General features: G+C 44.8%; 10 protein-coding genes. 4 read left to right on the forward strand and 6 right to left on the reverse strand.

Annotation, left to right across the window (positions count from 1 at the left end; genetic code table 11):
* Position 1: 1 nt before the first annotated feature.
* Positions 2–124 carry a hypothetical protein gene (locus R2Q85_RS21165; RefSeq protein WP_410478904.1) on the reverse strand — a complete coding sequence of 41 codons (123 nt, stop codon included), beginning with the start codon at positions 122–124 and terminating at the stop codon, positions 2–4.
* Positions 125–233: 109 nt separating this feature from the next.
* On the opposite strand from R2Q85_RS21165, the gene R2Q85_RS21170 reads away from it, so the two are divergent.
* A complete protein-coding gene (locus R2Q85_RS21170; protein ID WP_316813792.1) occupies positions 234–1,193 on the forward strand; it encodes a D-2-hydroxyacid dehydrogenase in 960 nt (319 codons plus the stop codon).
* Positions 1,194–1,369: 176 nt separating this feature from the next.
* Here the strand turns inward: R2Q85_RS21170 and R2Q85_RS21175 are convergent, their stop codons facing one another.
* The 5 genes from R2Q85_RS21175 to R2Q85_RS21195 form a co-directional block, all read right to left on the reverse strand.
* On the reverse strand, positions 1,370–2,257 hold the full coding sequence (locus R2Q85_RS21175) for a type IX secretion system membrane protein PorP/SprF (protein WP_316813793.1): 888 nt from the start codon (positions 2,255–2,257) through the stop codon (positions 1,370–1,372).
* A gap of 28 nt (positions 2,258–2,285) precedes the next feature.
* Positions 2,286–8,972, reverse strand: a complete 6,687-nt coding sequence (locus R2Q85_RS21180) for a putative Ig domain-containing protein (protein WP_316813794.1) — start codon at positions 8,970–8,972, stop codon at positions 2,286–2,288.
* Positions 8,973–9,367: 395 nt separating this feature from the next.
* Entirely contained in the window at positions 9,368–9,559 is a 192-nt protein-coding gene (locus R2Q85_RS21185) for a type IX secretion system membrane protein PorP/SprF (protein ID WP_316813795.1), read from the reverse strand.
* 500 nt (positions 9,560–10,059) lie between these two features.
* Positions 10,060–10,338 carry a hypothetical protein gene (locus R2Q85_RS21190; protein ID WP_316813796.1) on the reverse strand — a complete coding sequence of 93 codons (279 nt, stop codon included), beginning with the start codon at positions 10,336–10,338 and terminating at the stop codon, positions 10,060–10,062.
* Between the two features lie 303 nt (positions 10,339–10,641).
* Positions 10,642–11,136, reverse strand: a complete 495-nt coding sequence (locus tag R2Q85_RS21195) for a PPC domain-containing DNA-binding protein (protein WP_316813797.1) — start codon at positions 11,134–11,136, stop codon at positions 10,642–10,644.
* Between the two features lie 181 nt (positions 11,137–11,317).
* Between R2Q85_RS21195 and R2Q85_RS21200 the strand changes: the two genes are divergently transcribed.
* Genes R2Q85_RS21200 through R2Q85_RS21210 form a run of 3 tightly spaced genes read left to right on the forward strand, consistent with a single transcriptional unit; the run spans position 11,318 to position 13,879 of the window.
* Complete coding sequence (locus tag R2Q85_RS21200) at positions 11,318–12,187, forward strand: hypothetical protein (protein WP_316813798.1); 870 nt, start codon at positions 11,318–11,320, stop codon at positions 12,185–12,187.
* A 17-nt stretch (positions 12,188–12,204) separates the two neighbouring features.
* Positions 12,205–12,894 (forward strand): hypothetical protein, encoded by a 690-nt coding sequence (locus R2Q85_RS21205; RefSeq protein WP_316813799.1) that lies wholly within the window; start codon positions 12,205–12,207, stop codon positions 12,892–12,894.
* 37 nt (positions 12,895–12,931) lie between these two features.
* Positions 12,932–13,879: a gliding motility-associated C-terminal domain-containing protein gene (locus R2Q85_RS21210; RefSeq protein ID WP_316813800.1), complete on the forward strand. Its 948-nt coding sequence runs from the start codon at positions 12,932–12,934 to the stop codon at positions 13,877–13,879.
* Positions 13,880–13,883 lie beyond the last annotated feature (4 nt).

Genomic DNA, 13,883 nt, shown 5'->3' on the forward strand with positions numbered 1-13,883 from the left:
TTTACTTGCTCAAATTCAACCTCAGGTTAAGTTCAAAACTGCCGTTGGTATAGCTGCTTAAAGCAGAAGTCTGGGTAGTATAGGTTCCGCTGATCAGGTATTTCTTTTTGAAATCCACACCCAAACCAAAAGTCCCTGTTTAGTCAGGCTTTACCACCTGACACCATAATTAATAATAAGTTTGTGAAAATTATAAGTTTGTAATAGCTTCATTAATTATTTAACTATTAAATATGAAAATCGTAATACTAGACGGATATACACTAAATCCCGGAGACCTGAGCTGGGACGGGTTAAAACAATTCGGTGACGTAACCCTGTACGACCGTACCCCGATAGATAAAGTTGTTGAACGCTCAAAAGGGGCAGATGTCATATTTACCAATAAAACACCGGTAAACGCAGAGGCATTAAACAGTCTTCCTGACTTAAAATACATTGGAGTCCTGGCCACTGGTTATAATATAGTGGATACCCGAATGGCCAGGGAAAAAGGGATAACTGTAAGTAATGTACCAGGTTATGGCACGCCATCTGTAGTGCAAATGACCTTTGGCCTTTTACTGGAACTTTGCCTGCATGTGCAGCGCCATAGTGACGCTGTGGTTTCCGGCCGCTGGGCTTCCGCTCCTGATTTTTGCTTCTGGGATTATCCGCTGGTTGAACTGACAGGAAAAACGATGGGGATTATCGGATTTGGCCATATAGGCAGGCAGGTTGCTGATGTGGCCACTGCATTTGGGATGAAAGTTATTGGAGCAAGCCGGAACCGGACAGATCAGGCTCACCGAAGTAATTTTAAGTGGGCAGAAATACCCGAGCTACTGGAACAGTCAGATGTTGTCAGTATCCATTGCCCTTTAACACCTGAAACCAAAGGGTTGATCAATAAAGAAAACTTACAGCGAATGAAAAGCAGCGCTTTTCTATTGAATACCTCAAGAGGTCCTATCGTTATTGAAGAAGATCTAGCCGAAGCATTGAACAACAGTAAAATTGCCGGAGCGGGGCTCGATGTGCTTTCTGTTGAGCCGCCTGCAAAGAACAATCCGCTTTTTGGCGCAAAAAACTGCATCATCACACCTCACATCGCCTGGGCAACAAAAGAAGCGAGAACCAGGTTAATGAAGATAACTATCGCCAACCTGAGTGCCTATAAAAATGGGAATCCTGTAAATGTGGTGAACCAGTAACTGTAGAATTTCTTCTATTTCATCCAGACATTGATAATAGTATCCATTCTTCCATGAAGCACCATCCTGAAAAGAAAAATTACCTTCTCTGAAAAAGCATAGGCGTTTTTCTGATTTTTTACAAAGGAAAAATCAGGAATATGCCAGCTTTAGAAGAGAACGGTTATTTTTCAATTTTACTTGCTCAGATTCAACCTCAGGTTCAGTTCAAAACTTCCGTTGGTATAACTGCTCAATGCCGAAGTCTGGGTGGTATAAGTTCCGCTTATCAGGTATTTCTTCTTAAAATCCATACCTAAACCAAAAGTCCCGTTTTCAGTGCTGTGGTACATGGCCATTAAAAATACTTGCTGGTTGGCAATAGACAACTGCGCACCTGCATCCCAGATATTGTCAAAACCTTTTACACCCCTGTAGGCTACCTTGGGCTCTACATCCATTCCCTCCGCCCCTTCACTAATCCCAATCTTATAACTTGCCGCGGTGTAAAACGTAGCCACATCAGCCAGTTTGATCACATCCTTTTTCAATACACTTTTCAAATTTGGTATGGAAGCCTGAACGCTCAGCTTGTCAGACGTGTAAGCAAATCCGAAATCTCCATCCAGGTAAGTTTTACGGTCATTGTACTGGCCCACCATCGGGTCGTTAGGATTGCCGTAAATATCAGCATTCTCCAAACGCTGGCTCATAAAACCCAGCGACACCCCAAAATGCAACTGATGGTTGTTGTCGTTCAGTTTCAGGTGATAAGCATAAGTGCCCACTACCCTGGTCTGCCTTTGCAAACCCGCACTTTCGTTGTTCACGGTAAGGCCCAGCCCAACTTTGTTAAAGCCATAATCGGCAGTCAGGTTCTGGGTCAAGGGTGATCCGGGTACATTGCTCCAGAGTTTACGGTAAGCACCGTTCAGTTTTAAACCTTGTCCTGCTCCGGCAAAGGCCGGGTTGATCAGGTACTGATTGGTGTAATACTGGGAAGATAGTGGGTTTAATTGGGCCTTTACGGTGGTACTGATGGCGCCAAGCGCAATTAATACCAGTGTTTTATATATCGTGTTCATTTTAATCAATCGTGTTTATAATCCGTACTTAATCATTTCTTACAATGGTGATAAAACCCCTGAAAACTCTGGTTCTGTTGCCGAAATCAATAATGTAATAATAGGTGCTTTCCTCTAAAGGAACACCGTTAAAGGTTCCGTCCCAGCTGTTGTCATATCCTTTTTTACTGTACACAATGCGCCCTGCTTTGTCAAATACCTTCACCTCGTTGTTCGGATAAAAGTCAATGTTATCGATCACCCATTTATCATTAAATCCATCATTGTTTGGTGTCAGGATATTGGTCGCTTTGATCTTTGCAAAATCATCGAGTACTGTTATCGTGAAAGTCTGTAACTGCTCACAGCCACTTGCATTTTTAGCTGTAACGGTATAAGTGGTGGTCTGGTTAGGCCTGACTGTCAATACCGCATTGCTGGTAGTTCCAATTATGCCGCTGCTGTTTGCCCATGCATAAGTGTCTCCGCCTGTAGCGGTAAGCAGAACCGTTTCTCCTTTACTGATCTCGGCTCCTTTATCGCTGCTGACCGACACTACTGGCAAGTCATTAACCGTGATGGTAAAAGTCCTGCTATAAGTATCTGCACCTCCATTGGCAATACCACCATTGTCTTTCACGGTTACCGTGACGGTAGCTGTTCCGGCTATAGCGCCGGCTTTAATGCGGTAGTTTAACGTCCCCGTAACTCCGGTTCCTGACACTGTCAGGTTTTCAAACAGTGCAGCATTATTGCTGCTCACATTTAAAGTCGTGGTTTGTGCAGTTTCCGGCCCGGCACTGATGCCCGTTAAGGCCACTGTTTGTGCTGCTGTGGTAAAGCAGATCGTCTGGTTATCTATCACCGCAAGCGTCGGGATTTCATTAACATCAGATAAGCTGATGCTCAGTTCCTTTTCGAGCCATAGCGCATTCTGTGTGGTTGATCTTACCCTTACTTTGTATACAGCTTTGTTTTCAAAATTCAGACTGGCTGCAGTGTTGATCCTGTTACCACTAATGGCAAATGATGCATTGTCTGTATCACCCGTTCCGGCCACAAAAGTATAAGTAAAGGTTGCAGAAGGATCATCAGAAGTACTGCTCAATGTTCCGGCATTGGTACCTGCAGCATTGTTTTCATACAGCGTAACCGCAGCAAGACTGATGTTGGTCGGAGCACCTGGTTTAACCGTCAGTACTCCCTTCACATAACTCGTGGTATAATTGGCTGCCGCAGCACCACTTACATTTATGTCGTAAGTACCTACTGCACTACCGGTATTAGCCGCAGTTGTAAATACAGGCTGAGCGGTTAACACACTTTCGCTTTCTCCGGTAACAAAACCACTATAGCTGGCCGTAAATACAGGGTTTGCGGCACCTGCAAACTTCTCCTTATTATCGGCAGTGATGGTCAATGCTTTCTGGCTGATGGTTAATGCCGTAGCATTTGCCGCAGCTTGAACAAAGGTATAATTGGTTGCGGTAAGACCCGAGCCGGTGATGGCATAGCTGCCCACACCGCTTGTAGCCGTAGCTGTACTGCTAAAACCAGCCGTACCTGTTGTCGCCCCGGCAAGGTTATCCGAATATTTAAAACCTGTAACCGTGCCGCTAAATACCGGATTGGCTGAGCCATATATTTTAGTAGCTGCATTTGCTACATAACTAAGTTGTGCTTTATTGATGGTAAGGATTTGTTGCTGCTGTGTGGCCGCATTAAAAACCCCGTTACCAGCCTGGTTTGCAAAAATGGTTACCTGACCTGTTCCTGTAAGGTGTACCTTTCCGGCAACAACAGTGGCTATGGCCGGATTGCTTGTGGAATAGCTTACCGACAATCCGCTGTCACTGGTAGCCCCGGGATCAAAATCTGCATCGCCATAGTTTACTGTAGCAAGTCCAGCCATGGTAATGGCCTGCGCTTTGCCCTGAACGTTAATACTATAAGCTTTATCAATTGAATAAGGGCCCGTGCCGCTGCTGGCATCTGTTGCACGTATCGTTAAATTATATATTCCTTTAACGGTAGGTGTGCCACTAAAAACACCCGCACTGCTGAAAGATACTCCTACTGGTAATGAGCCTGAAAATATACTGTAACTATATGGAGCAATGCCTCCGGTAGTACTGATTGTTTGGCTATATGCCGTACCGGCAGCTACATCAGGCAGTGTGGCAGGCGTAATAACCAATGTTGGTGCTGCAATGTTTAAGGTATAAGACTGAGAAATATTAGCCCCGGCATCATCTGTACTTCTCACCACAAAAGTAAAGGTACCTGCAGATAAAGGCGTTCCGCTTAACACCCCTGCACTGTTAAAAGATATCCCCACAGGAAGCGCGCCAGAGACCAGGGAATAACTATAGGGGACAATGCCACCTGTTGTGGACAGCGATTGGCTATATGCTACGCCCAATACCGGATCTGGAAGGGTTAGTGGTGAAATGGCAATTACCGGGGCCGATACCGTAAAAGTATATACTTTTGAAACCGCCAGGCCATTTGCATCTTCGGACCTTACTGTAAGTGAGAAATTACCATCCGACCGGGGAATGCCCGAAAAAACACCAGATGAGTTAAAGGAAATGCCGATAGGAAGTGCGCCCGCCGTTAAGCTGTAGCTATATGGCGCTGTTCCACCTGATGAACTCAGGGTCTGGCCATAGGCAACCGCATACGCCATATCAGGCAAAGTTGTCGGGCTGATCACGATGGGTACATTAACCGTTAATGTGAAGCCCCTCGGCGCTGATGAATAAGGGCCTGATCCAGTTGATGCATCTGTAGCCCTAACCGCAAAATTGAAAGTTCCGCTAGCTGTAGGCGTACCACTTAAAGCTCCGGTACTGTTTAATGATAAACCGGGAGGCAATGCTCCGGCGGTTAGGACATAACTATAAGGCGCTGTTCCACCATTTGCAGGGTTTAAAGTTGCGCTATAAGCTACTCCGGCATTTCCATTTGCCAGGGAAGTGGCAGGAAATAACACCGTTGGAGGAGCAACCACAATTGAATAAGCCCTTGAACCCGTATGAGGTGCCCCAGTGCCTGTCGAACTTCCAGTAGCAGTTAAGGTAAAGTTAAATGTTCCTCCGCCGGAAGGCGTTCCGGATAAAACCCCTGTAGTGCTTAAGGTTAATCCCGGAGGCAGGGCACCTGCTGTTACAGCAAAGCTATAAGGAGCAATTCCACCGCTCGCAGTAATCGTCTGACTGTAGGCAGTGGCTACTGTAGTGTTTGGCAATGTTGACGGCGTAATAAGTGTTACAGGAGGTGCAACAACCAGGGTATATGCCCTGATACCTGAATACGGACCGCTACCACCGGCAGCATCTGTTGCCTTTATAGTGAAATTAAAAGTTCCTACAGCAGTAGGTGTACCAGTTAAGGCACCCGTCGCTCCGTCAATTGACAAACCGGCAGGTAATGCGCCGCCAGTTACGGCGAATGTGTAAGGCGCGGTACCACCACTTCCGGTAAAGGTTTGGCTATAGGCAGCTCCTGCCGTAGCACCCGGTACAGTTGCCGGATTAACGATTATGATTGGTGCCAGAGCTACCGTAAAAGTATTGGTGTTACTTTGAACACTTATATTCCCTACCAGGTCGGCAGCCTGGGCGCTTACCGTATGTGCGCTTTGGGCAAGGTTGGCTGTGGGGGTATAAGTCCAGTTGCCCGCAGCATCCGCTGTAACGACGTTGCTCAGGGTAGTGCCGTCGATAGTAATGCTGATATTGCTATTTGACTCAGCCGTACCGCTGATCACAGGTGTTAGTGAGTTTACCATAGAACCATTGGCAGGTGTAATTACCACCGGGGCTGCAGGTGCTGTCTGGTCAATGGTATAAATCGGACCTGTATATCCGCCATTGATTGGATTTCCAGCCAAATCGGCAATACCCGTACCACTAGCTTTGAGGTCCAAACCCAAGGTACCCGAACCTGAAATATTGTCTACTGATATATTATACCTGTTGCCTGGAAGACTTGTGATGCTGTTCACCGTTCCTGAAAGTCCGACAGTAGCAAAATCACTGATATCAACTCCGGTAACCGCTTCTGAGAAAAATACGCTAAATAAAACATCAGTTCGATTGGTAGGGCTGGTAAGTTCCCGCGTCATGGATGTAACGGTTGGCGGTTGCGCGTCTACGTTCACATTTGCAGTACTGCCTATACTGTTAAGTGTAAGGTTGGCATCTGTTGCGCCACTTTTTATCGTACCGCCATTCAGACTAAGCGCCCCTATAGTAACCCCATCGTTGTCAAGCTGCCCCGAGGTAGTGACATAGCCGAAAACAAGGGTATTTGTTCCCGTACCTGAAACATACGTTGCGTTTACAACCGTACTGCCTATAGTAACGGCAATAGCAGGTGTGCCGGTTACGTCGACCGCGGTGGAGAAGTTAACTGTAAAATCAAGCGCTTCACCAAAAATATAGGTTTTATCGGCAGGTACTGCTACACTTGTAACAACCGGTGCTGTAGATGCCGTCGTTACTGTGATTACAGAGCCATAGCTGGTCGAGTTTGCATTGGTTGCGAAAGCCCGCACTTTGTATGGCGTATTGCTGGATAAGCCTGTAACAGCCCCGGAGAAAGTACCATCCCCGGTACCGATATTGGTTTTGCCGTCAAGTATGGTCGGCGTTGGATTTGTAGAAGAATAAACAAGTCCCCGGGCAGTAATAACGCCACCACCATTGCTGGTCACTTCACCGCCGCCGGTAAATCCTGTAGTGGTAATAGCAGATGTAGTACCTGTAGTAACAATAGGTGCAAAATAATTGTAGATTTTACCATTTGCTGATGCCGTACTGTAATCTTTAAGTTCATAGTTTTCCTGGTTTGTATTTGCCAGGATGTCGGCATCAATCTTATAATAGCCAATCAGTCCGGTACTGTTTGCAGCTACGGCATCCGAACGGTTGCTGGCAATTTGAGTAGAACTTCTGGCGATATTCCAGATTCTGACCTCATCAATCTCTCCTTTGAAAATTTCATTGCTGCCGGTTTGCGACTGGGCCAATTTAAAAGTCAGGCCAGTAGCTACGGTACGCATCCCATTGCCCGTTGATCCGATTGAAGCTCCGTTAACAAATATTTCCGTATTGGAGCCGGTTATCACAAAAGCCACATGGTACCACTGGTTTTTAACGAAAGTAAAATTACGTGATAAATAATTCGTATTGTTCCATAAGCCGATCGAACCCAAATCGCGGTTGATATGAAAACTCCAGCGTGTTGTGCTCGTGCTGCGCATGGCCGCAATGCAAGGGTTCACGGCGTCGTGAGCGCCTGCGTCCCATCCTGGCTTTATCCACATTTCTACGGTACCAGTGGTAAAATCGAGCGCAGATCTCGCGGGCACTTCAGCATATTGGTTGGTTCCGTTAAATACCAGGCTGTTTTCCGGAAGGTTGGGTACTGTGGGGTTAACAGTTATGGCAACGGTGATCGGGTTTCCAGGACAGCTGCTGAGTGTAGGAGTGACGGTATAAGTTACCACACCGTTACCTGTTAACGTTTGGGCAATGCTTGTGCCTGAACCTGCACTTGCACCCGTAACCACGCCGCTTGTTGTGGCTGCTGTCCATGTGAATGAAGCGCCGGAAGGACTGGATGTCAAAGCTATACCGGTCGATTGTCCGCTGGTGATTGTTTGTGACGCAGGTGTTGCTGTTGCCACCGGCAGGGCTTTTACAGTTAAAGTGGCGGCATTGGATGTCGCTGTACCGCAGGTTCCGGTAACTACGCAGCGGTAAGTATAACCGCTCATGGTGGCACTTGCGCCGCTAATGCTTAGGGTTGATGTGGTTGCGTCTGAATATGGCGCGCCATTAGTAATATTGTTAAAACTAACGCCTGTATTTACCTGCCATTGGTAGCTTATCCCCGTTCCGGCAGCTGTGATACTGAAAGTTGTGTTCACTCCGGAACAAACCGAACTGTTTGAGGGCTGCCCGGTAATTGAAGGTGCAGTGCAGGCACTGCAGCCGAATGTGGCGGCCAGCGGAAGCGGAATGTTATTTTCGTCATCAATTGTCCAGTTTGCAGAGTTAAAAATAGCTGCCCTTAAGGTTGCTGGAGAACCTGTTGTCACATGGTCAGTGGTATTATAGACCGCATTATCCGAATCAACGGAAGAAAGAGCCAATGAATTGGTGGCATTTAGTCCCGCAGGCAAGATAGATTTGTTCGAGCTAAATTCCGTTGCCGTCAAAGTAGTTGACCATGCTCCTCCGTCAGTGTGCAATCCGGTGATAAATGTTGGCGAGGCCATACTGCCCTGAAAAGCCAGGATCTGATCTCCGGAAGTTACTAGACTCATATAGCTTCCAGGTGACGATTGCTGCGCTACTAATCCGGTTATTGTCCCTGTGCTTGCAGAAAGTACATCATCACATTGGATCCTGATCTGGGTACCGCAGGGAAGTGCAGTACTTGCCGTCCAGGTGATGGCACCGTCAGATTTAGCGCCTTGAGAAGCCTGACCTGGCCGCCCAGTCTGAAATCCTGAGCCATCACTGCACCAGCCAAAATCAGTAAAATGAATGGTTGTACTGGCCGATACCGCGGTTAAAAGGATAAAGGAGAAATCATCTGAATATCCAGTTAAGTTCTCGGCATTATAACCAACAATAGCGATATCGCCTGCAGATAACGTGGTCTGGGACCTGACAGATAAAAATGCAGATAGGATAAGTAAAAAAAGTAACGCTTTTTTCATATAAGACATGATTAATTTAGATAGATTGAGGCATTAGGTAGGACTTAGTGCGTATATTTTAGATTTGAGACTATAAATATATTTATGAGAATTTATTTCTACACATTGTAGTTAAAATTTTACAATTATCCCCATTCAAATCCACAATAACCCCCCTGAGACTGCGCTCCCAAACGAACGCCTCAAATCCGAAAGCTGTTTCAATATAAAACGCCTGTTCATATTAATGAACAGGCGTTTTTAAGATTATTTATTTAATTAAATAATAAAATCACAATAGCCTCCTGAAAAGAAAAATAACCGTTCTCTGAAAAAGCATAGGCGTTTTTCTGATTTTTCACAAAGGAAAAATCAGGAATATGCCAGCTTTAGCAGAGAACGGTTATTTTTCAACTTTACTTGCTCAAATTCAACCTCAGGTTCAGCTCAAAACTCCCATTGGTATAGCTGCTTAAAGCCGAAGTCTGCGTAGTATAGGTTCCGCTGATCAGGTATTTCTTCTTAAAATCCATTCCTAAACCAAAAGTCCCGTTTTCAGTGCTATGGTACATGGCCATTAAAAACACCTGCTGGTTCGCAATAGACAACTGCGCACCTGCATCTCAGATGTTGTCAAACCCTTTTACGCCCCGGTAAGCAACCTTGGGCTCCACATCCATACCTTCAGCACCTTCGCTGATGTTGAATTTATAACTTGCCGCCGTGTAGAAAGTAGCCACATCAGCCAGTTTGATTAGATATATTGTTAATTAGAGATTAATAAATGTAAAAATAATTTAGGTACTATTTTAAAAGAATTTACAATTTATTAAAAACACATAAAACGAGCCTTAAAACCTTAAAATAACGCTTCAAAAATAGGTTTTTTATGCAGGAGCTAAATTAAAAGGATAAATAACAATCAGCAACTAATTACACCAACGGCAGTATTCGTAAACCAAGGTGCATGATTCAGGTGGCTTACGACATTGCACGAAATCAGCCATAAAAAAACCGGCAGCTCTGTTTGAGCTGCCGGAGTTCAACCTTTCTTAAACGGGTTCACCATCCCAGAATAAGATTTAACCTCATTAGCTGAGGAATATTTTTATTGGTAATTTTGCTGATCATCATGGCCCGAGATGTCAGCCTGCTTTTGATTGGCCGGGTCAGAAAGGTCATTTGGATTTGGTTTTTCTTCTGTGTTGTCCTCTGCTGATTCCTCCTCATGACCTTCTTCACCCGTAGGCAACTGGTCTGGTCTGTTATCAGGAATTGCTCCATTTGGTTCGCCATCCCTGTTCTGATTCTGGTACTCATTTCGTGGTTTCCCACCCTGTTTCTGTTCACGGTCCTGATCGTTTGGATCTCGATTTTGCGTTTCCATAATTTTGTTTTTTTGATAATGGTTAGAAATATTAAGAAGCGCTTCTGGATGTTTAAATCCCCAACAGCATTCGCCAGGATTTGTTTTAAAGTTATTCATGCTTCAGCTCCATTCCTGCTGTACTCCTGCTATTGTACTAAAACCATGTATCAGCTCCAGTTCAAGACTGGTATAACTTCGGCTGTAAGCGAACCAACACCGAAGGTGAACCGAAGATGAACCGAACTTAAAGCGGCACAGCAGGCCAATGGCAGGAGTACAGCAGCAAAGGAGCAGGCTTGCAAATAACTCGCGCTAAATAACCTACTGAAGCTGCAGTACGTTGGCACCCAAAGGCTCCTCCATTTTGCGCTCCAGCTTTTTATCGTGCACAATTACTGTAATTTCCAGCGACCCCGTACCGACGGTAGCTGAGAGCAGATGCCCACCGAAAGCCGTAAACGATGCATCTGTAACCACCCCATGAATGTGTAAAGAGGGCTGTTCTTTCTGCCAGGCAATGGAGCCAGTCATACTGGCCATTTCTACGTCTCTAAAGTCCTTGGGTTTATATTCCTTGGTCTTAAAGTCAAAAAATCCAAACCGCGCATCTACAAAACCCATCGCTGTAAAATTTGCCGATGGTATCTTTTCGGCTACAGCCATTCTACTGATCTCCTTAAACACATCATCACCTTGCCTGAGGACCATCAGGTAGCCTGTTGATGTTTTGATATACCTTGCTGTATCAGCCACCTGGCCATATCCGCGTATAATGAACACGCAAAAGATTATTGAAAGTAAAAAAAATCGTTTCATATTTAGGAGTTTAACCTTTTAACAGGCCGGAGTAGAATAAGTTTGAACAGGATGAACACTAAAGCCACATCAAACTGAACAACATGAACAAAAATTAAGGCCCTTTGCACCCTAATTTTGAAAGGACAGAAAAAAACTGTCTTTATTCTTTCAATAAAGGGATTAAAAGGAAAAAATGTTCATGCGCTCTGCCAGAATCAAATATACATTAATGCATTATTTTTTGCCATTGGTTTTGGTGATGATTGCTGGTATAGGAACGATTAAAGGGCAGAGAATTTATGCGGATGCAGAAACGCACAGTAGCCCGCAAATTTTGGTGGTAACCCTTTCTCAGGTTACCAACCCAGGTCGTGCGATCGATTTGGCTGACCTTACAAATTTCTCAACATTAAGTGCGAATATAGGTGCATTAGGGTTAATTGAGGCTTGGCAAAATATAAAATTTACAGGCACCTACAAACCAGTTCCAAATACACCCATTACTATAAGATTTGGTTCTACGACGTCTCTTTTAAGTTTACTTGATGGGATTGCTATTCAACCTACATTGAACGGGACACCTGTCGGCGTAGCATATTCTAATGCCACCGTGTTATCTTTATTATCAGCATTAGGCACGCCTACAGATGCCGAGATCACTCTCCCTGCTCCTGGCATTTCTTATGATGGTATCAGACTAAAAGTTAGCTCCAGTTTACTTGGGGTAGCTTTGTCAGGCAGATACTATTATGCTTCTTTTATTGTAGCGCCTACAGTAAGCCCGGTAACTATCTGCAGTGGAACACCGGTAACCTTGTCAGTTACAAACGCCCAGGCAGGTTACACCTACAATTGGTATTCAACAAACACAGGCGGTACCGCCATACAATCCGGTACAATAACAACATTTACACCCAATCCTAATTTAACTGCAACCACAACCTATTATGTTGAAGCAGTACAAACTGTTGGTGGAACATATTATTCTGCACGAAGCCCAATCACGGTTACCATAACCCCTAAGCCCCCCTCTCCTCACGTAATCATTACAACAAATTCTCAATATTAACTCTTAAAACAAAAAACATGAAAACAAACATTACAAAACTTTTAGTAACAACTATTTTGATACTATTGGTAAGCGCAACAAAATCTTTAGCCCAGGTAACCCCATCAACTTCTGGTGTAACTTTAATGTGTTCAGACGGCGCACTCGATTTTGGCGCCCCTGCAGCTAGCACAACCTGGATTGTAAGGTATAGTGCTACTTCTACAACCACACCTTCAACTGGGGTTACCTTAACAGGAAATACCGTTGCAGCAGCAGATCTGCAAACGGGATATTATTACCTGATCAGCAAAGGGACCGCTGCCGGATCCTGCGAATCGGAACCACAGGAAATACCGGTTTATAAACTGGCGCCTATAGCTGCACAATTTACATTTGCAGATTACTGTTCTGAAAATGCTGCAGCCTCTGCTTTTACCGGTTCTGCAGTTGCAGCTGACCCCAACGTAACAACCTATGCATATCAGTGGTATACCGTATCAGGAGGTACTCCAACAGTTATTCAAGGAGCTACCAACGCAACTTATACCCCTACCCTGGTGAATACGACCACATCAGACATTACAACAACCTACAGATTACAGGTCGGATACCTGATTGGCACTGATAAATACTGCGGAACTACCATAGACCATGATGTTAAAGTACTTGCTAAACCTACCAAACCAACAGTAACCATTACAGGTGCTTCTGCCGGATCGTGGTAAACTTGTTTTGATGTTGTTACCTAAAGTATTATGATTCATGTTTAACAGAAAAGCCAATTTTGTGTCAAGCCTGCTGTTGCTGAGCGCAACGGCAGGCTTTGCGCAATCTGGTGGTTCGCAAACCGTGAATGCACTTTCGGGTGCCCCGGTGAAATTGCGTGCCAGTTCTGTTAACGCAACATCTTTTCAATGGATAAAGGACGGTGCTGCAATTACGGGTGCTACATCCTCAGATTATAACGTGATATTATCCGGCAGTTATACTGTGGTATCATTTAATGCTCAGGGCTGCGCATCTGACATCTCGGATCCGGTCATTGTAAACATTGGTCCTTCTGTCGTACTCACCGCCGATCTGATGATCAACAAAAACTCAGAACAACGGGCGGTAAGCCTCAATGATACTTTTGAATACCTGATACAGGTTAAAAACAATGGTATTGATGCGGCTACAAACATAAAGGTTGAGGATGTTTTACCTGAAGAACTCAAATTTGAGCAGCTGATCAATCCCGCCATGGGCTTTGCCAGTTACAATTATGGCAGTAAAACCATTTTATGGGAAATCAGCAGGCTTGACAATGGTGAAACGGCTGATCTGAAAATCAAAGTTAAAGCGGTAAACGCCGGTATCATTAAAAATACTGCTACCGTTACTGGCAGTGAAACAGATCCAAATCCAAAAAACAACAGTTCAACAGACAGCAAATCTGTAGCAGGGATAATCATCCCTAATGTTTTCACACCAAACGGCGATGGCTTAAACGATACCTTCAAAATACCTGGTCTGGAACTTTATGAAGCCAACGAACTGAGCATTTTAAACCGGTGGGGGGGTACTGTGTACCATAAAATAAGTTATAGAAACGACTGGGATGCCCCCGGACTAAATGAAGGTACCTATTTCTACCTGCTAAAGGTTAAAGCTGCGGGCAACAAGTGGGAAATATATAAAGGCTATATAACCATACTCCGTAATAAATAACAGG

This window comes from Pedobacter heparinus, from assembly GCF_032678725.1.
In the GTDB taxonomy this organism is placed as follows: Bacteria; Bacteroidota; Bacteroidia; order Sphingobacteriales; family Sphingobacteriaceae; genus Pedobacter; species Pedobacter heparinus_A.